Origin of the sequence: Nitrosomonas sp. (assembly GCF_043753625.1) — a bacterium.
GTDB lineage: Bacteria > Pseudomonadota > Gammaproteobacteria > Burkholderiales > Nitrosomonadaceae > Nitrosomonas.
The window spans coordinates 1-22,191 of record NZ_JAYUWI010000119.1; the positions used below are offsets into that span (position 1 = coordinate 1).

A 22,191-nucleotide genomic window follows, 5' to 3' on the forward strand; every position below is an offset into this window, starting at 1 on the left:
AATGCTTGACGCGAACCATAGAATCTCACCACGAACGTAATCAATATATTACCGTTCGTCCTGAGCCTGTCGAAGGACTTAATCAGAGCTTCCTTAAGCAACAACCAGAAAATCATGCAGTCCATGATGGCGTCATTTCAAGCTGAGTTCTTCAAGAACATGCTGGCTATAAGTGTAAGTAAAATAAGTAAATTATCTCTGCTAAGGCAAACATCTGCGGAAGCGGATAGGCGTCAAAATCGCCATTGAACGTTCAAAAATTACTTGCTGTCATTCTCTCTGTGCCGCGTAACTCCTTCTCAATAGAGTTTAGAGTTCGGGCATGTGTTTAACATCACTGTTTGCCATTTTTCACACTGACATTGGAATAGGGTTGTTTCCTATTATTCTGTTTGTGAATTGGCTATGTTCTGGTATCTCATTACTTGAAAGTAATGGCTCGGTTGAAACCACAGATGGTTTTGTATTTAGAAAATATCGCGCAGAGTATTCGAAATACTACAAGCATTCATGAATCTACCTGAGATCATGCTAGCCTCTCGTATTTGGAATCATGTGAAACATTAGTTTTCGACGGTTTTTATTTGGGTTCGTTCGACCCAAACCAAGACAGGCGCCGAAGCTCCCGTTTTGGCTGAGATTTAAAAACTTGAATTACTTAACTAGCGGAAATTTTCTGCGGCGAGCAGAAACACCAATCAAACCTAGACCTGCTAGAAGCATGGCGTAGGTTCCGGGCTCTGGGACGGTGAGCATAATGGTACGATCATCGCCACTCAGTGGATGCTGTACATTGACGTATGCCACGTTAGGGTTGAACTTGTCGAAATAAAGCCCCGTTGGTTCAGCATCTAAGGTGGACAAGGAAGCCCAACGGCCTATCGATTCGGCGATGCCATCATTATTGGCATCCGTGGCAAACCAAATGTCGGCTTGGCCGCCTGGTTGGTCCTCAACGATGTATATATTCCCCTCGGCATCAATAGCCAGATTGTCTGGATTATTAAACGTGTCACCTACGCCCAGACCTGTGGCTTGATCGAGAGTCGAGGTATTCGCAAATAAGCTAGCGGTATTGCTGCCAAGATTAAAGGAATAAACTTCGTCCGTGGTGGTGGTTGCAACGTACAAGATCTGGTCACCATTAGCTAGTGTTTTTATCTGCAGATCTTCCGGGCGCTGATAGTCGGTTCCTAAGGCATTGTCGGCGGACAAGCGGCCATCAATGCTGCCATCACTATTGAGAACAGAAATGCCGGCTAACACACCGCCATTGGCATCTGTGATCGGTGCCCAGGTGATAGCGCCAGTTGCATTGGCATTTCCACCGCCGCTGACCTGCATTACGAAAGTTTGGCCAGCGGCAAAATAATCATCGCCATTGGTTGCGTTCGGATTAGCGGAGACATACTTGTAAATGCTGCCACCGTTTACTTCGTCGATGAAGTAGAAGTTGTTGTGATTATCGAACGCCAGGCCTTCGTGTGAGACGTGTGGAATAATAGCGCGTTGCACGAAATTTGAATCGCCTGTGCCGGTTGCGGTAATTGGATTGGTCAGTTCAAATAGGCGACCATTTGTGCTGCCGGTGCCCCACGATTCCTCGGCTGTCAGGTAGCTACCCCACGGTGTCCAGAGAGAGGCGTCGCCCGAAACGAAATCTTGTGTACCCGGTGCAACGAGGGTTACGGTGCGAGTATTATAATCGGGATTCAACAAATCAATGCGCTGAACACCTGCAGTGTCTGTTTCAAAAGGCATGAACAGATAACGGCCGGCATCGATCCCAGTTTCGTTAGCAGTAATCATATCCCAGTTGCCGCTATTGTCTTGACCTTGGTTTAGCTGGTTGGTGCGATTGGCGATGGATACTTGTGTCCAGGATGGATTAGCAAGTTGAAATGGGCTGGATTCCGGTAAGGAGCCAGCAGCAACGCTGCTAGATAAGGCTGTAAAATTATCAAAACCGGTGCTCGCAGCGGTGGCTTGCATGGTTCCGGCCATAGTTATGAGCGCTCCGGAAACTAAAAAAGCGAGTGTTTTTTTCTTGAACATAGGATTCTCCTGAATGTAATACATAGAAATTTCTTTTATGCGATGCTATGTACAGGCAATCTGGCTATCTGCGGTCATAAGATATGCGCTATCGTCTTTGCAGGTCCTGGATTTTCCGGCCCTCGATTTGCTCCCGAGTATGGCTTTACAGTACATGAATGATTATAAAGGCCGGATATGACGGGCCTATTGCGGGGATATTGCGGGGATATTACGTTGAAAATATAAATTGATGACTGTAAGGGGCACAGTAAAAAAATACTTTATGCGTGTTGGATTGGAAAAATGAGATAATTTCTTCTCCAAATTAACTCAAACAAAATGATTGAATTGACAGTAACAAAAGGAAAAGCAATGAAACTATTTTTTTTGGTACTTCTGGCAATTAGTCTGTTCGCCTGTAACGCAATCACAGTAGCTAATCCAAGCCCATTTATTGACATCAAGTTGATCGGAGTGTGGAAAGGCGAATATGCCGAAAAAAATGGTACGATAAAAAGCTGGATACAAACCAGAAATTCTGATGGCACGTATACGATTGAATTCAGCTTTAAGGAACCGGATGATACGATAAAGAGTTTCACGGAATCAGGCCGCTGGTGGGTGCAGGATGCTTTGTTTTATGAAATTGCTTTGCCTGATATGGTGCAACCTGATAAATATAAATATTTTTTCAAAGAGAAAGATTGTATCAGTTTTGTACTCGTTGAAAGTAATGGCTTAACTGAGGGAATCGATGCGTATTCATTTAGAGAATGTTTGATAGCGGATTCGCCGCCTGCAAGTATGGGCAGTTCTATTTGAGTTCGTGATTAAACAGCGAGAAATAATCTTTGCGTGAGAAGCAACGCTAACATCTTGGCATCCGCTCAGGTGCAACCACATAAAAAAATTTATGACTGACTACTTAGATAATGTAGAAAAAATTGCAACGAATATCGTCGCGAAGAACGCAACCGAAGTAGATCAAACAGGCGCATTTCCGCAGGCGGCGATTGATGCTTTGCGCGATACTGGTATGCTGGGATTGATTAGTGCAAAAGGCGTAGGGGGATTGGGACAAGGTCCGCGCGCTGCTGCGCTGGTGGTTGAACGTCTCGCACGCGAATGTGCATCGACCGCAATGGTAATCTGTATGCATTATACGGCGGCGGCTGTCATAGAAAAATATGGCACTGAAACGGTACGTAAGCAGCTCGCACAAGGCAATCATCTGGCTACATTGGCTTTTTCTGAAGCGGGATCACGCAGCCACTTCTGGGCGCCAGTGAGTACAGCAACGCGCGCGCCAAACGGTATTTGCTTAAATGCCAGAAAGAATTGGGTGACATCGGCGCACCATGCGACTTTGTATGTATGGTCGAGCAAACCTGCTGCCGCCGAAGGTGCTAGTACCCTTTGGCTGGTTCCGAGTGACAGCAGCGGCATTTCGATAACAGGTAGTTTTGATGGCCTCGGTTTGCGCGGTAATGATTCTACACCGGTCGCTGCTGAAAATGTTTTAATCCCAGCCCATGCTATGCTGGGCGAAGATGGCCAAGGTCTGGCGATTATGCTCGATACGGTGTTGCCTTTATTTAATGTGCTTACAGCCGCCACTGGAATCGGATTGATGGAGGGCGCGACGGCGGCTGCGTGCAGTCACGTGGCGGGAACGCGCTATGATTATCTTGATTCGGCATTGTCAGAACTCCCGACTATCCGAGCGTATCTTGCACGTATGCGGATTGCAACCGATCAGGCGCGCTGTCTGTGGCTTGATACGCTGCTTGCGTTGGAAACAGGTCGCGAAGATGTGATGTTGCGTGTATTGGAATGCAAAGCCGCCTCCGGCGAATCTGCCACTCAAGTATTGGATACGGCAATGCGTGTTTGCGGTGGTGCCGCTTTCCGCCGTGAAGTCGGTGTGGAACGGCGATTTCGCGATGCACGCGCCGGTACCGTGATGGCACCGACAACCGATCAATTGTATGACTTCATCGGCAAGGCCATTTGCGGTCTGCCGGTATTTTGAGAGAACGCTGCATGGCTACAACGTTAATACTGGGAGCGGTTGCATACGACCCGAAGGTTGTCACCATTTGGGATGGTTTCCAAAAATGGTTTGCGCAGCACGATTTTGATTTTGATTACATTCTATATTCAAACTATGAGCGGCAAGTGGCAGGGCATTTTGCCGGACACTTTCACGTAGCGTGGAATTCTCCGCTGGCATGGTTGCAGGCCGAACGCATTGCCGCGCAAACCGGCCGAACAATCAGAGCAATTGCCATGCGCGATACCGATTGTGATCTCACCAGTGTAATTGCCGTGCGCAATGATTCACCGATCCGGTCGATTGAAGATTTGCGTGGTAAGACCGTTGCCGTGGGTGCTTCCGACTCACCGCAGGCGACATTGATTCCGTTATTGCATTTGGCAGAGGCGGGTCTTGAGCCAGAAAAAGATTTTGCGGTGCGCTTATTTGATGTACTGGTTGGTAAACACGGCGACCATATCGGGGGTGAGCGCCATGCCGCCAAAGCATTAATCGAAGGAACAGTCGATGCGGCTTGTATGATCGACGGTAATCATTTGTTATTTTCCCGCGAGGGTACGCTGCCATCGAATAGCACGCGCATTCTTGCACAGACTGGTGAATATGATCATTGCAATTTTACCGTGTTGGATGATGCGCCTGAAGCGGTTATTACACGATTTTGTGATCTCCTGATGTCGATGTCGTACGACGACCCGCTGGTCAGGTCTTTGCTGGATCTCGAAGGATTAAAACAATGGAAGCCGGGACGCACTGAAAAATATGCATTATTGGCCAGAGCTGTTAATCGATTCAAAACTATCGACGCATTTGTTGCTGACGTAAACAAGTCTTACTCATGATCGAGGGGGGTATGTGCAGCGTCGAGCTCGGTGATTTGGGGCTGGATCAAGGCGGACATTTGTTGATAAAACGTGCGCTGCGCGCAGTGCCGGTGCATGCTTCGGTTGCGGTGTACGGCAATGCACCGGAACTAGCCATACATTTACGTGGCTGGTGCCGTGCGCAAGGTCACGAAATCGAAATCTCACAATCTAAGGGTGAGCCGGTAGCGGTGATATACCGTGGTGGCGCTGAAGTTGGGCGTTGGCGTGGTGCACAATCGACCGGTGACGCCACCACGCCGCAGACCCATGCGCATGCCAACTGGGGATTGGCGGGCCGCAGCGCGATGATTGAAGCCGGTGCGCCGGCTTTTGATTTTCACCTCGATACGCGTGCCGAAGTCTGGGCGCAGGAAGCTGCACGATTGTATGCTCAGGCTGCTGCCGCGCAATGGAATCCTGCTACAGCGATTCCGTGGGATGAGCCTTTCGTGTTGCACGATGAAATTGAAGATGCAGTCGTGCAAGTGATGACGTATCTTATCGAGAATGAGACCGCGGCACTTGTCATTCCGGCCAGATTTGCCGCACAAATACATCCGCACTTCCGCGAAGTGATGCAGTTGCTGGCGATCCAAGCGGCTGATGAAGCGCGTCATATCGAAGTATTTACCCGGCGCGCACTGTTGCGCAGACCGAAGCTGGGTTTATCCACTGCCGGTGGTCAGGCATCCCTTAAAACGTTGATTGATGAAACGGATTTTGCATTATCGGCGATGCTACTCTCCGTGCTCGGTGAAGGCAGTTTTTTATCATTATTGCAGTTTCTGCATCAACACGCGCCAGACCCAGTGACAGGCGAGATAGCGCGGCTGGTTGGTCAGGACGAAGCCCGCCATGTTGCGTTTGGTGTTGCTCACCTCACGCAACATGTGAGAGAGGATTTGAAATTGCTGGAACGCTTGGCGGCAGCCATCGAACGTCGTCACGATGTTCTGGCTCATGCTGCTGGTCTTAACGAAGAAGTATTTGATTCTTTGATATTGCTGGCTGCCGGTTCGTGGCAACCCGAGGCGTTGTGCGCGGGTTGGGAGAAAGTGCAAAAACTGATTGCCGATATGGGGCAGGGGCGTGTACGGCGTTTGCGCAAGATTGGTTTTGATGAGCAGAGAGCGCAATCACTCTCTGCCTTGCATACGCGTAATTTTATGTAATGATCTGAATAGATGCATCACTGTTATGGCAATGACTGCTAAGTAATCGCAATAATGATGCAGAGATAAAAAATATTAGCGCATTTTTGCTTCAACGAAGGTTGTTTCCCGGTTGAAATCATCCCAAATATGGGTAGGCTTGACAAAAGGTGTAGTTGGTACAAGGAATGTTGCGATATCGAAAGCACCGCTCAATGAACGGCCAACAGTATAGGCAATGCCTTTAATGAATCCGACGGTCATTCCATGAATGACACCATCTCTGTTGCCGATGATTATTATCGTTTTAGGTATTTCAACGACCCCAGTCACAGCATTAGCAAGGCCAGTTCCCAGTTTCTCAAGAGCCTTATCAGGATATTCATCTGCGAGTGCTAGATTGGGAATTGCTAAAAATAGGACAGATAACATTAACAGTGCTTGAATCATTTTCTTCATAGCAAACTCCTTAAATAGTTAATAGAATTATATTTTTAGAAATATCAGATAATTATTTTATTTATCGTTCCCCTGTTTGACAGGTTGCTTCAGAATCCCAATAATTCTCTCTACTTCCCGCTCGATCTGGTTTCCCGGGTGATTCCGGTTCTGCAGTTCAGTTCTGATCCGGTAGGCCATTTCCAGAATGAGCAAATCCATAGTGTTTTTCTCGTTTCTTTGCGATGCTTCCTGGTATTCCACCTGGAATCGGCTGATGGTATTCATCATCGCATCGTCATTAAGATTCATACTGGATAAAACGGAATTCAGTTCATATTTCAAGTTACTGGGTAGTACAGGCTGCACTGAATTGGAAGCTGACTCAGGCTGATAAGGCATATATTTCGGTATTAAAACCGATATCATAATTAATGCGACGCCTGCGATGGCAGTAGTCGCGACAAAAAACCAAACTTTATATTCCTTTCCGCGTAGTTTTATTGTATGGATACGCTGCACGCCAAGCCGAGCCTGAACGGTTATGCCTACAAGAAACAGAATGGCGCCAAGTGCCATGATAATGGGTACAATCGGGTGCACAGTTTTACTCCTATGTTCTTATCTTAAAATCCAGTTGCAGTTTATGGATAACCAAAATTTCATCTGCTATCCTGATAACAATGATTGCAGATGAATCACCGACCCTATTCAACTGCATATTCTAACTTAATATGATACTGAGTTATTGGCTGTTTGATAAGTCAGTCGATGATGGAGCGTAGAGTAATTTGAATCATTAGCAGATTTAAGCACAGAGATTGCAAGCGCAGCTTAGATATAAAGTATCGCTGATTCACTGGCTTGTTACCGAGAGCGAGTAACAAGTCAGTGAGAAATTATCGTGGAGGCGGAGGCGGTGGATTGCCTGGCGGGGGTGGCGGCGGGTTAAAGTTAGGTGGTGGAGATGAGCTTCCTCTATTGTTATTTGCAGGTGGATCATTGGTGATTCTGCCGGATACTGGTACGCGATGGCCTTTGGCATACATACACTGGATATAACTAATGTCATAACGCTGTTGATTGACGTATGCGGAACTGCTGGCAGTACCTGATCCGACTAGTCCACCGGTCAAAAGACCAGTGCCAGCACCAATTGCCGCACCACCTCCTCCAGCAATCGCTGCGCCTGCAGCAGCACCTAATCCGGCACCGATAGCAGCGCTTTCTATTCCGCTAGTTTGCGATGCTTGCCGCGGTGTGGTACCACCCACTTGCTCGTATGCATAGCTGCGACAGTCGTAATCATCATGGCGAAACTGGTCAAAGCTTTTGCCGGCACCTGGTAATGTCATAACGCTAGGCCCGTTTGGCAAACTGACGCACGCTGCTAATATGTAAACCATTATTAATATCAATACTCGTTTAATTACTTTCATGGTGTTCTCGCTTCATTATTGTGCATAGGGTTGAGGAGCGACTTGTGTCCATCCGCCCGGACATGCCTTAATATGCGGATAATATCCTTCCGGTTTTTGGCAATAGTACCAGTAGTTGGTTTTTGGTTGTGCGAATTTGGGTTCCTGCTGCTGTATGTAGGCAGGTGGCCGAGAGGGCGCTGTGACAACGGGTGGATAAGTATTGTAAGGCCTGAAAAAAGGATCTGTATAACCATGCGCGCGATAGCCGTAAGGACTATAAAAACCCGGACCATAGTAATTTCCCCAGAATCCCGGATTATAGTAGCCGTAGCCACCCCAGAACCAAGGGTCATAGTAGCCACCGAGGCCGAAAATGAATTGATTATGACTGCCATGGTGGTGATGATGGCCGTCACCATCATGATGGCCACTGCCATCATAATCGTTGCTACTGTCCTCGCCGCCATCACCACCACCGTCTCCTTCAGCCAATGCGAAGTTGTAGAGCGCTATGGTTAGAAATGAAATTGTGATCAATGGCCATTTGAAACTTTTCATACGAGCTCAATCCTAAATCAATCCAATCATCAGGTAATATCAGTCTTTTAACTTTCTACTGACTTATACAAATGCCAAAGACAATTTATGTGTGGTCTTGGTATACAATACGCATGCTATGTAAGCAATCAATCTGACATGATTTAAATTTTATAAGTTCCAATAAGGCCCCAATATCGTATCGCTTTCAATCTGAACGGCGCTGAATACAAACTGATCACCGCTGCCAAATATGAAAAGAAAGAAGTATCATATTAATACAGAATTGCTGTCGATGACTTTTACTTGGTCCGGTGAACTTGAATGTTATATTTTTTAGGAGAACATTAGAATGTCGCAAAAAAACCCGGTTATTGCCGTTACCGGATCTTCAGGTGCAGGCACCTCAACGGTAAAATCAAGCTTTGAACATATTTTCCGTCGTGAGCATTTGAAAGCCGCGATCGTAGAAGGGGATAGTTTTCACCGTTATGATCGTGAATCAATGAAGCAAGCCGTGGCAGAATCGGAAAAAAACAACGGACGTGCGATCAGCCATTTTGGTCCGGAAGCCAATGAATTTGAGAAACTGGAAGCCTTATTCAAAGAGTATGGCGAAAGCGGCAGCGGCCAGACGCGTTTATATCTGCATAATGATGAAGAAGCGGAACCCTGGAAGCAGAAAGCTGGCACATTTACTCCCTGGTCACCGATTCCGGCCGGTTCCGACTTGCTGTTTTATGAAGGATTGCACGGTGGTGCAAAAAGCGATACGGCAGATGTGGCCAAGTACGTTGATTTACTGGTCGGTGTGGTGCCGATTGTTAATCTGGAATGGATTCAGAAAATATTTCGTGATACCAGTGCTCGCGGATATTCGGCAGAAGCGGTTACACACACCATTCTGCGCCGCATGCATGACTATGTGCATTACATTACGCCACAGTTTTCACGCACTCATATCAACTTCCAGCGTGTGCCCACTGTCGACACTTCTAATCCATTTATCGCACGTGAAATTCCAACATTGGATGAGAGTTTTGTAGTGATTCGTTTTAGGGATCCGCTGACAGCAGACTTTCCTTTTTTACTGAGTATGATTCATGATTCATTTATGTCCCGTCCCAATACCATCGTCGTTCCTGGTGGAAAAATGGGCATGGCGATAGAACTCATATTGACCCCATTGATTCTGGAAATTGTTGCAAAAAGTAGAGCGTAGTAATTTTTGACTGACCTCCGGTTAATTCATGGATCACGATAAGATGTGGATATTCATTTATCGGATTCTGAATTAATCAGTGTGAGTTAGAGATCCATTTCATACAAATTGCTTCAGTATGATCATGGGAGACTTGGTTAAAATCGTTACATGACTTCCTTACTATCAGATCTGAATCCACAGCAACTGGAAGCTATTACGCTACCGCATCAATCGGTATTAGTGTTGGCCGGCGCGGGCAGTGGAAAAACACGCGTGCTAACGACACGGATTGTTTATCTGATTCAATCGGGGAAAACCAGTCAGAACGGTATTCTGGCCGTTACTTTCACCAATAAAGCTGCCAAGGAAATGTTGACCCGTATTACCGCCATGCTGCCGATAAATACACGCGGCATGTGGATTGGGACATTTCATGGATTGTGTCACCGCATGCTGCGTACCCATTATCAGGATGCCGGCTTGGTGCAAACATTTCAGATTCTGGATTCCGCTGATCAACTGGCTTTAGTTAAGCGTATCTTGAAGAGCTTGTCGGCCGATGATAAGAAATTCCCGCCGCGCCAAGTGCAATGGTTTATCAATAATGCCAAAGAAGCCGGATTACGTGCAGCTTATGTTGTAGCGAAAGATGCTTTTTCACGCCATATGCTTGAATTTTATCAGGCTTATGAGCAGCAATGTAACAAGGAAGGTGCGGTAGATTTCCCCGAATTACTGCTGCGCAGTTACGAATTGCTGAGCCGCAATGAAATTTTGTGCAAGCATTATCAGGAACGTTTTAGTCATATCCTGGTGGACGAGTTTCAAGATACCAATCCATTGCAGTATAAATGGCTCAAATTGCTGGCGGGCGTGGGAACGAAAGATGCCGCGGCAGTCTTTGTCGTGGGTGATGACGACCAAAGTATTTATGCATTTCGCGGCGCTTATTCCGGCAATATGAGAGATTTTGAGCGTGATTTCGGCATCTCCAAAGTGATCAAGCTGGAACAAAATTACCGCTCGCACGGCAATATCCTCGATGCTGCTAACGCACTGATTGAAAACAATAGCGAACGTTTGGGGAAGAATCTTTGGACCGCCGAAGGGAAGGGCGAACTAGTACGTGTTTATAATGCACCGAATGATTTCGATGAGGCTGCATTTATCGTTGAGGAAGTCAAAACTTTGCATGCGGAAGGCATTACCTTGTCAGAGATGGCATTGCTTTATCGCTCCAATGCGCAATCCAGGGTTTTGGAACACAGTTTGTTTAATGCCGCCATATCGTATCGCGTTTACGGCGGCATGCGTTTCTTTGATCGCCAGGAAATCAAGCATGCGTTGGCTTACTTGCGCTTGATTGCCAATCCTGACGATGATAGTGCGTTATTGCGCGTGATCAATTTCCCGGCACGCGGGATTGGTGCACGCAGTTTGGAGCAATTGCTGGATGATGCGAAATTGCAAGGCGGAAGCTTGTGGGCTACGGCGCTGCAGAAATACGGCGGTGAAACAGCAATCGTGCAAGAATCACCCAAATCTTTAAAAGGCATTGCAGGATTTGTTCACTTGATCATGACGATGCGTCAAAGCTGCAGCACGTTACCATTGCCTCAAATTGTTGAACACATGCTGACGCACAGTGAATTACTAGCGCATTATGCCAAAGAGCGAGAAAGCGCAGAAAGATTGGAAAATCTGAATGAGTTGATTAACGCGGCAACCAGTTTTGTGCACGAAGCCGAAGATGACAGCCTTGCAGAATTTCTTGCACATGCTTCGCTGGAAGCCGGTGAGCATCAGGCGGGTAGCGGTCAGGATGCGTTGCAGCTGATGACGGTGCATGCTGCCAAAGGCCTGGAGTTTTATAGCGTATTTTTGAGTGGATTGGAAGAAGGGCTTTTTCCGCATGAAAACAGTCTGAATGAGATCAATGGCATTGCGGAAGAAAGACGGTTGATGTACGTGGCCATGACACGCGCGCGCCGCCGGTTATATATCAGTTTTGCACAAAGCCGTATGCTGCACGGCCAAACCCGCTATAACATCGCATCGCGTTTCCTGAATGAGATTCCGGAAAATTGTTTGAAATGGCTGCAATCAACACCTAAAGTTGACCAGAAACCATTCTATTCAAATACTGATAATAAAACCTCAACATCCATCTCAAGAGCTACAACTTACAGTCAGAAAAAATCTTCCAGCGGCACATGGAGAATCGGACAGAACGTGCTACATGCCAAATTTGGTGCGGGTATCATTACCAACTATGAAGGGAGCGGCAGTGAAGCGCGCGTCCAGGTTAATTTTGATCATGCCGGAACGAAATGGTTATTACTCGAGTACGCGAAATTGACTGTAGTTTAGTATGATAGCGCCAATTCTTGACTCATTTCTCTGATTTTCCTGCAGCTTGATGCTGCTGACGGTGTTCCTCGCTGCAAAAGAATTGCTCTTGATCTTCAATCGCCTCGTTTCTCGGAACAGATAAATTACACTGCGCGCACTGAATTGTTTCACTCAACTTAAGTGTTTTATTTTCTGTGTTATTGGGTTCTGCTTTGGTTTCATTTTCTTTTGTCGAGGATTCATCAACATTCGTCCAGTTTGTTTTTTGATTATCTGGTTCGGATGAGCCATTGTTGAAGCGCAGTGGTTCGGCCAGAAAAATGTCTTTGTAACTGACATAAATTGAAGTGAAAATAGTGGGGATCAGGATGACGAGCCCGAGACCATAAGGCATCAGGCTAAGAACAGTGAGCACAATCAGCGTAACGCCGTACAACTGGAACGGGATGAAGTTTTTCAGACAGGCAAAAAAACTTCTTTGCATCGCAACAATCGGTGGAACATTGTGGAATACCACCAACAAAGGTGAGAACCAGGAAGCCATCATCAGCGGAATGGAAAGGGTTAATGCAATCAGTGAAGAGGTGAGCATGTTGCTCATCACACCCATTAATTCGCTTTCGTCGACTCTTTTTCCATATAACAGCATGTCTGTCATCTGAGAGCCTCCGATCAACATCACCAGGCCAATGATCAGGATTTGCCCAATCAGATAGATACCGCCAATGGTAATGAGTGGTGCCGGGGTGGTTCTGAAAGCAATAAATAAGTGTTTCAACTCAATCGGTTTACCTTGTTCCATATCCTTGCAGCCCAACATGATTCCGGCCAGAAATATGGGTGAAATTAATGTAAAAATAAACTTTCCCAGCAAGGGTATGAACGACATTGCCATCGCAATCAACATCAAGGTAAAGCAAACAAATACCCAAGCCAGCGGCGCTTTGCGGAACAGGTAGAAGCCGCTTAAGATCCATTGCAATCCCTGTTTTCCGTGGACTTGATGCATTTCCATTGATGTTTCTCCAGTTAAGTTCGATAAACAGTTTTAATTATTATTTATATCCAGAGTTGTCGCAGTTTGTCTGGATCTGTCGCGTGATTTTTCAATATTTCTCTAAAATGAGCGGGATCTTTGGCATGTGTCAGTTCTCCCGGGCGTGGCAAATGGTAATCATAAAGCCGGGAAATCCAGAAACGTAGCGCACCTGCACTCAACATAGCAGGCCAGGCATCTTGCTCGGCACCGGATAATGGTCGAATCGTATGATAGGCTTCAATGAGTGAAAGTGTGAGCATTCTGTCCAAAATCTTTTCCTCAGTCATGCACCAATCGTTGGCAACAATTGCCAGATCATATAAAAAAGTATCATTGCAGGCGAAATAAAAATCGATAACACCGCCAATTTTCTGACCGGTAAACAAAATATTGTCCCGGAACAGATCAGCATGGATAACGCCACTGGGTAATGTCGTGGTTTGTTGCGCCAACTGAGCATCAAGTTCTGAGTTGAGTAACGATTTCTCATCTGCAGATAAGAACGGTGAAATCTCAGGCACTTTGGCTTGCCACCATGTTAATCCGCGTGGATTATTCATTTTCCCGGGATAGGATTTTCCGGATAAGTGCATTTGTGCCAGTACTCTACCAACTTCTGCACATTGTTCTGCGGTCGGGTGTGTTAATGATTGTCCCGGCAGGCAGGTAACGATTGTCGCCGGTTTGCCGTTCAGTTTACCTAATAGACTGTGATCCAACCTAGGAATCGGAGCCGGGCAAGGGATATTATGCTGCGATAAATGTGCCATCAAATTCAAATAATAAGGTAATTCGTGGTTCGTTAATTTCTCGAACAAGGTCAATACAAACTTGCCTTGCGTGGTCGTGACAAAATAATTGGTATTCTCAATACCTGAGGAGATACCTTGCAGATTGATAAGCTGACCAAGCGCGTAATCTTTTAACCAAGCCGTGAGCTGGCTATCAGTAACTGGTGTGAAAACAGACATGAGTTAACAGGATAAAAAAACGAAAAAGAAGTAAGCGCTGATGAATCTCATGGGATCACGTTTGGTTTCGTTTTGTATTAAAGTTAAAATTTAAACAGTTGCCACATGGGTGGACTGACATCAATACCCGCTTCACCCGCATGCGTGTGTGAACCTCTACCAGTATTTTTTTTCAGGTAGTAAGGCGGGCCGATACGTGGAATAACTTTGATCATGAGAAGCTCGCCATTGATTCGGTGTTCTTCAATGGTATCTTCTCCACGTTTTATAATGGTAACCTGTGTTTCCAGCTCAGGATCCGGTGGAATATCGGGTGGAAGTGGTGGCGGATCGGTCAAATCACGGGGTAATTCAGGAATTTCCGGCAATGGTATTAAATTATCCGGCTGTGAAGATTTTTTCGTCTGTTTCGGCTGCTCAGTTTGCGCCATGACAGGTATTGTAGAACTTAACAGCAGTATAAAGATAAGTTGGTACATTTTGGTTGCCGGTAGGTCAGGATTACTTTGTATTCTACCTAAAATCGTAGGCGACGGTTAAAGATTGAGCTGAATTTCTCTTTCAGCAGCAGTTGGTTCAAATCCACTGGTTTCATAATACTGAAAAATTGCGTTAACTACCTGACTGGGTTCATCAATGATCTGGATCAAGTTCATATCTTCCGCAGAAATAAAGCCTTCGGCGATTAATGTCTTCTGGAACCAGTCAAGTAATCCGCGCCAGAATTCCGAATAGACTAAGATAATGGGCATTTTCCGGGTTTTTCCGGTTTGCACCAGTGTCAACGCTTCCATTAATTCGTCCAATGTTCCAAAGCCCCCGGGTAACACTACGTAGGCAGTCGCAAATTTAACAAACATATATTTACGTGCAAAGAAATGCCGAAAGGTCTGACTGATATCCTGGTAAGCGTTACGATGCTGTTCGTGGGGTAATTGAATATTTAAACCGATGCTGGGTGATTTCCCAAAATAAGCGCCTTTATTCGCAGCTTCCATGATACCTGGCCCGCCACCGGAGATAACTGAGAAACCAGCATCAGAAAGTTGTTTGGCAATTTGCTCGGCTAATTTATAGTGTGGGCTGTCTGGGTTGGTACGCGCGCTGCCAAAAATACTGACAGCAGGTTGAATGGTATCAAGACGTTCTGTTCCTTCAACAAACTCTGCCATAATTCCAAACAGGCGCCATGACTCTTTTGCTGACCAAGGTTTATCCACAGATAGGTGAGTGGCCGGTTTATCTCGTAGGTTCATAGGAATTTGTAAATGAAAACATTGTTGCTGGTGGATGGTTCGTCTTATTTATATCGTGCTTTTCATGCATTACCTGATTTACGCAATCGTAACAACGAACCGACGGGTGCAATTCATGGTGTGCTCAATATGCTGCGGCGCTTACATAAGGACTACCAAGCGGATTATAGCGCGTGTGTGTTTGATGCAAAAGGTAAAACTTTCCGCGACGAACTCTATCCTGCGTATAAAGCGCATAGACCGGCTATGTCGCATGATCTGGCCATTCAAATTGAACCTTTGCATGCCTGCATCCGTGCAATGGGTTGGCCAATGTTGATTATTGATGGTGTGGAAGCCGACGATGTCATTGGCACCCTGGCAAAACAAGCTGCTGAAGCAGATATGCAGTGCATTATCTCAACCGGTGATAAAGATATTGCGCAATTGGTCAACGCAAAGATAACGCTGGTTAATACCATGAGCAATGAAGTACTCGATGAGGCAAGTGTGGTTGAAAAATTTGGCGTAGCGCCGGAACGTATGTTGGATTATCTGATGTTGGTAGGGGATACGTCTGACAACGTTCCTGGCGTGCATAAAGTGGGACCCAAAACTGCGGTCAAATGGCTGACGCAATATGGATCGCTGGACAACATCATTGCACATGCCGATGAATTCAAGGGAGCGATTGGCGACAATTTACGTAAGGCACTGGATTGGTTCGATATAGCGCGCCAGTTAATTACGATTAAATGCGATGTGGATCTGCCAGTCAGAATCACCGATCTTGCATCTAAACCTCAGGATACCGGGCAACTTATCCGGCTCTATGAACAACTGGACATGAGGGCGTCATTGCGCGAATTGCGCCAGCAAAGCAATACAAGTCAATCGGGATCAAGTGAGCCTAACGAAAATCGGACAGCGCTGGCAACGGATAACGGAAACAACAGTGCTGCTCAGACGCATTCAGGAACTTACCAGACTATCTTCACCGAAGGCGAGTTGAATGATTGGCTAATCCGGTTGGATGCTGCGCAACTGGTATCCGTGGATAGTGAAACGACCAGTTTAAATCCAATGCAAGCAAAGCTGGTGGGCATTTCATTTTGTATTGAAAGCCATCAGGCTGCGTATCTGCCCCTGGTGCACAGTTATACCGGCGTGCCGCAGCAACTGTCGCTTGATGAAGCATTGAATAAACTTAAACCATGGCTGGAGAATGCGGAAAAACCTAAATTGGGTCAGAATTTAAAATACGATAAGCATGTTTTTGCCAATCATGGCATTCAATTGAACGGTATTGTGCATGATACGCTGCTCCAGTCTTACGTTCTGGAATCCCATCGTCCGCATAATATGGATAATATGGCAATGCGTCATCTGGATATTAAAACAATCAGCTATGACGATGTTACCGGGAAAGGTGTGAATCGCATCGGTTTTGATGAAGTGGCGATTGATGTTGCCACCCAGTATGCAGCGGAAGATGCGGATATTACCTTACGACTGCATCAGGCTTTGTATCCCGCCATCCAAAGTGACGATCGGCTGAATTATATCTATCGTGAGATCGAAATGCCGATTCTGGATGTGTTGTTTGAAATTGAGCGTAACGGTGTTTTGCTGGACTATAAGCTATTGCAGAAGCAAAGCCATGAATTGGGTGAGAAATTATACGCTTTGGAGCAACAGGCTTATACAGTCGCCGGGCAGCCGTTTAATCTGAATTCACCTAAGCAGATACAGGAAATTCTGTTTACCCAACTGAAATTGCCTATCATCAAGAAAACACCTACCGGTGTTCCTTCTACCGATGAAGATGTCCTGCAGCAGCTTGCGTTGGATTATCCATTGCCTAAATTGTTGCTCGATTACCGTAGTCTTGCCAAATTAAAGTCGACGTATACCGATAAACTGCCGCTGATGATGGATCGAAATACCGGCCGGGTGCATACCAATTACGCACAAGCGGTTGCCGTGACAGGGCGTTTAGCCAGCTCAGATCCTAATATGCAGAATATTCCGGTGCGCACCAGCGAAGGCCGGAGAATTCGCGAAGCATTTATTGCGCCGCCTGGGCACCAGATTATTTCAGCCGATTATTCACAAATAGAATTACGCATTATGGCGCATATTTCTCAGGATGAGGGTCTTTTGAAGGCTTTCTCAGCCGGTGAGGATATTCATAAAGCGACTGCTGCAGAAGTATTTGGAATTCCGCTGGAGCAAGTGGATCAGGAGCAGCGCCGGTATGCCAAAGTAATTAATTTTGGTTTGATCTATGGCATGTCAGAATTTGGCCTGGCGGCACAATTAGGCATTGAGCGTAGTGCGGCACGTGCTTATATGGAACGATATTTTGCGCGGTACCCGGGAGTGGAAAGCTATATGCAGCATACCCGGGAAAAAGCCAGGCAACTGGGTTATGTCGAAACCGTGCTGGGGCGTAGATTATGGTTACCCGAGATTAATAATGCCAATGGAAATCGCCGCCAAGGCGCGGAGCGTGCTGCCATCAATGCACCGATGCAGGGAACCGCAGCAGATATTATCAAACTGGCGATGATTGCCGTGCGTAACTGGCTGTACAAGGAGCAGCTACGCAGCAAGCTGATTATGCAAGTACATGATGAGTTGGTTCTAGAAGTGCCGTATGATGAAATTGTGTTAGTAAAAAACGCGTTGCCGGAATATATGGGAAATGTTTTGCAGTTGGATGTGCCATTGTTGATAGAAGTTGGTGTCGGCGATAACTGGGAACAGGCACATTAGGTAAAATACGCCCGCAGATTATTGCAGGCGCTTTATTATTCGCGCGTTTCAACTTGCATTAAGGGTTCTGCTTGCATGTCGACAGCTTCTTTGATTCTTTTTCTCGGCCGTTTAGGTAAGATAATTTCTTCGGTAACCAATTCTACCTTTTCAGGTGGTGTTTCTATCATCACTAAACCGCTTTTTCTAAAATCCGGCAGTTCTTTAACTGCAATAGGTTCTGGTGATTTGGTTGCGGCGGTTAGTGGTGCTTGCTCATCAATAGTCATTGGAACGGACTGAATTTCAGCGAGTGTTTCAGCAGTTATTTTCTTGACGGAATGTTTTTTGGGCGACGCAACCGCTGGCTTCTCTTTGATTGGTATTATTTTCTCAACATTCGGCTGAAGATCCGCAGAAGAATTCTCGCTATCAATTGGGGTATCTGGAGATTCCTCAGCTACTAAATTTTTATCATCGATAGAATTTTTAGCATGCTCCGATTGATTTCGGTTCTTATTGCCGCGATGCCGACGTGCACGCCTGCGGTCGTCAGGTTTTACATTGGGGTTCTCAGGATTTTCTTGTTCAATAGCCGACAGATCCTCTGGTAGCATACTTATCGCGGAATCCGGTTCGGGTGGTTGAACAAATTTCTTTTTATTGTTTTTTCTTTCTGTTACCGCTGTGCGCTGATTCGGCTGTTCGGTTATTGTAATATCCTGATCATTGGCAATGCTGCCTGAGTCACTCGAATCGCTTTGTCTAGCTTGATTTGCAGAAACATCTTTAGTGCGTTCATTTCTGTTGCGTCCGCGACGGCTTCGTGAACGTCCGCGGTCCTGTGGTGCTTTAGTTCTGTCAATGTCAGCCTGTTTTTTTTCTTCAAGATCGGGTTTAATTTCTTCCGTATTGGCTGGCTTAAACCAACTGAAAAATTTATCCAGAAGCGATGAGTCACGCGATGAATTTTCTTCTCGGATGGGCGCTGGTTGCGCGAGTTTTATGCCTTGAACAGCAGCTTGAAGACGGACAGGCTTGTTTTTCTGTTCGATAGATACCTGATTGTTTTCCTCGGTATTTTTCTCTACCAGCTTATAACTGGCTATCGTTTCGTTTGAGTTTATTTCATCGTGACGTATGCGAGTGATGGTGTAGTTAGGGGTTTCGATATGGATATTGGGTATCAGAACGATATTAATTCTTTGTCGAACCTCGATATCATAGATCTCTCCACGCTTCTCGTTGAGCAGATATGTGGCTACATCGACCGGAAGTTGAACATGTAACGCACTCGTGTTTTCTTTCATGGCTTCTTCTTGGATGATTCTTAACACATGCAGTGCCGAGGAATCAGTTCCGCGAATAAATCCTGTTCCATTGCAACGTGAGCATGGAATATAGTTGCTTTCACCCAGCGAGGGACGCAGACGTTGACGTGATAATTCCAATAAGCCGAAACGCGAGATTTTTCCAACCTGAATACGCGCTCGGTCTTGGCGCAATGCTTCATGTAATCTGGCCTCGACTTCCCGCTGATTGCGTTGCACATCCATATCGATAAAGTCGATGACGACCAGTCCGCCCAAGTCACGTAATCTTAATTGACGTGCAATTTCATCCGCTGCTTCAAGATTGGTATTCAATGCAGTATGTTCAATATCCAATCCGCGGATGGCGCGGGCTGAGTTAACGTCAACCGATACCAGTGCTTCGGTATGATCAATAACAATTGCGCCACCTGAGGGTAGCGAAACCTGTCTTGAATAGGCTGTTTCTATCTGATGCTCAATTTGGAAGCGTGAGAATAACGGCACATCATCGTGATAAAATTTAAGACGATCTACATTGGCAGGCATGACATGCACCATGAATTGGCTGGCCTGCTCATAGATATCTCGGCTGTCGATTAAAATCTCGCCAATCTCTTGGCTGAAATAATCACGAATAGCACGTATCACTAGACTACTTTCTTGATAAATCAGGAAAACGCCATTCTGATTATTGGCTGCTTCTTCAATGGCATACCAAAGCTGTGTCAGGTAGTTCAAGTCCCATTGCAGCTCTTCTGTGCTTCGGCCGATTCCGGCAGTTCTGGCAATAATACTCATGCTTCCAGGCACTTCAAGCTTAGCGATGACTTCACGCAAGTCATTACGCTCTTCACCGGTTATGCGGCGAGATACACCGCCACTGTTTTGGTTATTAGGTATTAAAACCAAATATCGGCCAGCCAGTGAAATGTAAGTTGTTAGTGCAGCGCCTTTGGTTCCACGCTCATCTTTGTCAACTTGTACAATCAGTTCCTGACCTTCTTGTAGAAGGTCCTGGATACGGCCATTACTAGCCCCGGTGCTCTCATTGAGACAGGAGGGAGCAATTTCTTTAAATGGTAAGAAACCGTGACGCTCGCAGCCATAATCTACAAATGCAGCTTCTAGACTGGGTTCTATTCGTGTAATAACAGCTTTGTAGATATTGCTTTTGCGTTGTTCTTTACTGATTGACTCTATGTCAAGGTCAACCAATGTTTGACCATTCACAATTGCAACCCGCAACTCTTCAGGTTGAGTCGCATTAAATAACATTCGTTTCATTTACAAACCTTACGTGTTCTAATTATGGGTACACTATCCACAAATTCTTCAGATAGATTTTTTTGGTATACGCAGTTGTAATGACGAGGTTTGGGTCTAATAATTTTATTATAATATTTATTAATCAATTATATATTTCTTTTTAATAATGTATTCTAGTATGTTAATTTATTCTGAATGAAAGTTTTTGTAATGTAGAACAGAATAAAAGCCCATTTATTCTGTTCTACTACACAAGTTATAAGTTGTTTTAGCCCTCTTTAAGGTAACAGATTTTACATAAAGTTCCAAATGGAACTTTGTTTTATGTCAATTTTTGTTAATGCACTTTTCTTACTGGGTGCCTTGATTACTAATCAGTATCTTATAAAATAATATGTCATTTTTCGTTTCTAGTATATTAGTTTTTACAGAAAGAAACTTAAAATGAAATAGGCAAAATCTTTATATTTCTTCACAACAATCTGTAAACAAACTTGAAAGTTACGCATAAGATAAAAGAGTTATCTAATAATATTCAACCGCTTGCAGTGGTCATCAAAGAATGTATCGAAGAGGAAGGGAGCGATCAGCGGGTTGATAATTTTTTATTCAAACGATATAGGAATGTACCCAAAAGCCATCTGTATCAGCTATTAAGAAGCGGTCAAGTGCGTGTTAACGGGAAGCGAATAAACGCCAGCTATCGATTGCAATTGGGCGATATTGTCCGAATTCCACCGATTAGGATCACGGAAAAGAATTCTTCCCGGCAGACCGCAATTGCACCGTCCAACTTTTTTTCCTTCACGACATTGTATGAAGATGATGCGCTGCTAGTTATTGATAAACCTGGTGGACTGGCTGTTCATGGCGGGAGCGGCATCAGCTTTGGTGTGATTGAGCAATTGCGCGCACAAAATTCATCTTGGAAATTTCTGGAACTGGTGCACCGCCTGGATAGAGAAACATCCGGTGTTTTGTTGCTTGCAAAAAAACGCAGTGCGCTGGTTGAATTGCATCGTCAAATTCGTGAAGGTTTAATGGAAAAGCACTATCTGGTGATGGTGAGAGGGGACTGGTATAACGCCAAGCAACATGTCAAGCTAGCACTTAACAAGTATGTGACGGCAAGTGGTGAGCGGCGTGTTGCGGTATCAACTGATGAGCACGACGACAGCAAATCGAAGCTGTCTCATACGATATTCAAGCTGCAAAAATCTTGGAAAAATTTCAGTTTACTGGATGCCGAAATAAAAACCGGCCGCACACATCAAATTCGTGTTCATCTAGCGCATCTTGGGTTTCCAATTATTGGCGACGATAAATATGGTGATTTCGAGATCAACAAACAGCTGGCTAAAACGCGTGGACAGAACAAACTAACACGAATGTTTCTGCACGCGCATACCTTACAAATCACGCACCCCAATACGGGGGAACGGATGCAACTGCAAGCGCCTTTGTCCAAGGATCTGCAGATATTTATCGATGGCCTGGAAAATCCTTGATCGTTTAGTTTTCGGTTCGATTTAGTCGAAGTGGTATAAT

General features: G+C 45.5%; 18 protein-coding genes. 8 read left to right on the forward strand and 10 right to left on the reverse strand.

The genetic code is table 11. The features are described from left to right. Nucleotides 1-654 precede the first annotated feature (654 nt). The gene (locus tag ACH10T_RS10200) at nt 655-2,055 is read right to left on the reverse strand and encodes an alkaline phosphatase PhoX (RefSeq protein ID WP_394809172.1); all 1,401 of its coding nucleotides are present in this window, start codon (nt 2,053-2,055) and stop codon (nt 655-657) included. A gap of 321 nt (nt 2,056-2,376) precedes the next feature. On the opposite strand from ACH10T_RS10200, the gene ACH10T_RS10205 reads away from it, so the two are divergent. The 4 genes from ACH10T_RS10205 to ACH10T_RS10220 all read left to right on the forward strand — a co-directional run bounded on the left by ACH10T_RS10205 (nt 2,377) and on the right by ACH10T_RS10220 (nt 6,131). After that, nucleotides 2,377-2,859 carry a hypothetical protein gene (locus tag ACH10T_RS10205; protein ID WP_394809173.1) on the forward strand — a complete coding sequence of 161 codons (483 nt, stop codon included), beginning with the start codon at nt 2,377-2,379 and terminating at the stop codon, nt 2,857-2,859. Nucleotides 2,860-2,950: 91 nt separating this feature from the next. Then, nucleotides 2,951-4,069 (forward strand): acyl-CoA dehydrogenase family protein, encoded by a 1,119-nt coding sequence (locus ACH10T_RS10210; protein WP_394809174.1) that lies wholly within the window; start codon nt 2,951-2,953, stop codon nt 4,067-4,069. Between the two features lie 11 nt (nt 4,070-4,080). Beyond that, the gene (locus ACH10T_RS10215) at nt 4,081-4,935 is read left to right on the forward strand and encodes a phosphate/phosphite/phosphonate ABC transporter substrate-binding protein (RefSeq protein WP_394809175.1); all 855 of its coding nucleotides are present in this window, start codon (nt 4,081-4,083) and stop codon (nt 4,933-4,935) included. Beyond that, complete coding sequence (locus tag ACH10T_RS10220) at nt 4,932-6,131, forward strand: ferritin-like domain-containing protein (RefSeq protein ID WP_394809176.1); 1,200 nt, start codon at nt 4,932-4,934, stop codon at nt 6,129-6,131. The genes ACH10T_RS10215 and ACH10T_RS10220 overlap by 4 nt, the downstream gene beginning before the upstream one ends. Before the next feature lie 75 nt (nt 6,132-6,206). Here ACH10T_RS10220 and ACH10T_RS10225 read toward each other — a convergent pair whose 3' ends face one another. From ACH10T_RS10225 to ACH10T_RS10240, 4 genes are all read right to left on the reverse strand, one after another. Next, complete coding sequence (locus tag ACH10T_RS10225) at nt 6,207-6,569, reverse strand: exosortase system-associated protein, TIGR04073 family (RefSeq protein ID WP_394809177.1); 363 nt, start codon at nt 6,567-6,569, stop codon at nt 6,207-6,209. 57 nt (nt 6,570-6,626) lie between these two features. Further along, on the reverse strand, nt 6,627-7,151 hold the full coding sequence (locus ACH10T_RS10230) for a hypothetical protein (RefSeq protein ID WP_394809178.1): 525 nt from the start codon (nt 7,149-7,151) through the stop codon (nt 6,627-6,629). A gap of 296 nt (nt 7,152-7,447) precedes the next feature. Further along, complete coding sequence (locus tag ACH10T_RS10235) at nt 7,448-7,987, reverse strand: hypothetical protein (protein WP_394809179.1); 540 nt, start codon at nt 7,985-7,987, stop codon at nt 7,448-7,450. A gap of 15 nt (nt 7,988-8,002) precedes the next feature. Beyond that, a complete protein-coding gene (locus tag ACH10T_RS10240; protein ID WP_394809180.1) occupies nt 8,003-8,527 on the reverse strand; it encodes a hypothetical protein in 525 nt (174 codons plus the stop codon). Nucleotides 8,528-8,858: 331 nt separating this feature from the next. Between ACH10T_RS10240 and ACH10T_RS10245 the strand changes: the two genes are divergently transcribed. Further along, entirely contained in the window at nt 8,859-9,728 is an 870-nt protein-coding gene (locus ACH10T_RS10245) for a phosphoribulokinase (RefSeq protein ID WP_394809181.1), read from the forward strand. Between the two features lie 150 nt (nt 9,729-9,878). Continuing rightward, nucleotides 9,879-12,080 (forward strand): UvrD-helicase domain-containing protein, encoded by a 2,202-nt coding sequence (locus ACH10T_RS10250; protein ID WP_394809182.1) that lies wholly within the window; start codon nt 9,879-9,881, stop codon nt 12,078-12,080. A 22-nt stretch (nt 12,081-12,102) separates the two neighbouring features. Here ACH10T_RS10250 and ACH10T_RS10255 read toward each other — a convergent pair whose 3' ends face one another. The 4 genes from ACH10T_RS10255 to ACH10T_RS10270 all read right to left on the reverse strand — a co-directional run bounded on the left by ACH10T_RS10255 (nt 12,103) and on the right by ACH10T_RS10270 (nt 15,328). Beyond that, complete coding sequence (locus tag ACH10T_RS10255; RefSeq protein ID WP_394809183.1) at nt 12,103-13,077, reverse strand: BPSS1780 family membrane protein; 975 nt, start codon at nt 13,075-13,077, stop codon at nt 12,103-12,105. 44 nt (nt 13,078-13,121) lie between these two features. Next, nucleotides 13,122-14,072: a homoserine kinase gene (locus tag ACH10T_RS10260; RefSeq protein ID WP_394809184.1), complete on the reverse strand. Its 951-nt coding sequence runs from the start codon at nt 14,070-14,072 to the stop codon at nt 13,122-13,124. Between the two features lie 83 nt (nt 14,073-14,155). Beyond that, nucleotides 14,156-14,503: a DUF2782 domain-containing protein gene (locus ACH10T_RS10265; protein WP_394809185.1), complete on the reverse strand. Its 348-nt coding sequence runs from the start codon at nt 14,501-14,503 to the stop codon at nt 14,156-14,158. Nucleotides 14,504-14,608: 105 nt separating this feature from the next. Beyond that, nucleotides 14,609-15,328, reverse strand: a complete 720-nt coding sequence (locus ACH10T_RS10270; protein ID WP_394809186.1) for a TIGR00730 family Rossman fold protein — start codon at nt 15,326-15,328, stop codon at nt 14,609-14,611. Nucleotides 15,329-15,340: 12 nt separating this feature from the next. Here ACH10T_RS10270 and polA point away from each other — a divergent pair, with 12 nt between their 5' ends. Further along, complete coding sequence (gene polA / locus ACH10T_RS10275) at nt 15,341-18,085, forward strand: DNA polymerase I (RefSeq protein WP_394809187.1); 2,745 nt, start codon at nt 15,341-15,343, stop codon at nt 18,083-18,085. Between the two features lie 35 nt (nt 18,086-18,120). Here the strand turns inward: polA and ACH10T_RS10280 are convergent, their stop codons facing one another. Next, entirely contained in the window at nt 18,121-20,661 is a 2,541-nt protein-coding gene (locus ACH10T_RS10280) for a ribonuclease E/G (RefSeq protein WP_394809188.1), read from the reverse strand. Between the two features lie 476 nt (nt 20,662-21,137). Here ACH10T_RS10280 and ACH10T_RS10285 point away from each other — a divergent pair, with 476 nt between their 5' ends. Continuing rightward, entirely contained in the window at nt 21,138-22,151 is a 1,014-nt protein-coding gene (locus ACH10T_RS10285; protein ID WP_394809189.1) for an RluA family pseudouridine synthase, read from the forward strand. The last annotated feature ends 40 nt before the right edge of the window (nt 22,152-22,191 follow it).

Coding starts and splice junctions, on each gene's coding strand:
- ACH10T_RS10200 (WP_394809172.1), bottom strand. CDS start 2,055: ATGTTCAAGAAAAAAACACTCGCTTTTTTAGTTTCCGGAGCGCTCATA.
- ACH10T_RS10270 (WP_394809186.1), bottom strand. CDS start 15,328: ATGAACCTACGAGATAAACCGGCCACTCACCTATCTGTGGATAAACCT.
- ACH10T_RS10215 (WP_394809175.1), top strand. CDS start 4,081: ATGGCTACAACGTTAATACTGGGAGCGGTTGCATACGACCCGAAGGTT.
- ACH10T_RS10245 (WP_394809181.1), top strand. CDS start 8,859: ATGTCGCAAAAAAACCCGGTTATTGCCGTTACCGGATCTTCAGGTGCA.
- polA (WP_394809187.1), top strand. CDS start 15,341: ATGAAAACATTGTTGCTGGTGGATGGTTCGTCTTATTTATATCGTGCT.
- ACH10T_RS10265 (WP_394809185.1), bottom strand. CDS start 14,503: ATGGCGCAAACTGAGCAGCCGAAACAGACGAAAAAATCTTCACAGCCG.
- ACH10T_RS10255 (WP_394809183.1), bottom strand. CDS start 13,077: ATGGAAATGCATCAAGTCCACGGAAAACAGGGATTGCAATGGATCTTA.
- ACH10T_RS10250 (WP_394809182.1), top strand. CDS start 9,879: ATGACTTCCTTACTATCAGATCTGAATCCACAGCAACTGGAAGCTATT.
- ACH10T_RS10205 (WP_394809173.1), top strand. CDS start 2,377: ATGATTGAATTGACAGTAACAAAAGGAAAAGCAATGAAACTATTTTTT.
- ACH10T_RS10280 (WP_394809188.1), bottom strand. CDS start 20,661: ATGAAACGAATGTTATTTAATGCGACTCAACCTGAAGAGTTGCGGGTT.
- ACH10T_RS10235 (WP_394809179.1), bottom strand. CDS start 7,987: ATGAAAGTAATTAAACGAGTATTGATATTAATAATGGTTTACATATTA.
- ACH10T_RS10225 (WP_394809177.1), bottom strand. CDS start 6,569: ATGAAGAAAATGATTCAAGCACTGTTAATGTTATCTGTCCTATTTTTA.
- ACH10T_RS10260 (WP_394809184.1), bottom strand. CDS start 14,072: ATGTCTGTTTTCACACCAGTTACTGATAGCCAGCTCACGGCTTGGTTA.
- ACH10T_RS10240 (WP_394809180.1), bottom strand. CDS start 8,527: ATGAAAAGTTTCAAATGGCCATTGATCACAATTTCATTTCTAACCATA.
- ACH10T_RS10210 (WP_394809174.1), top strand. CDS start 2,951: ATGACTGACTACTTAGATAATGTAGAAAAAATTGCAACGAATATCGTC.
- ACH10T_RS10220 (WP_394809176.1), top strand. CDS start 4,932: ATGATCGAGGGGGGTATGTGCAGCGTCGAGCTCGGTGATTTGGGGCTG.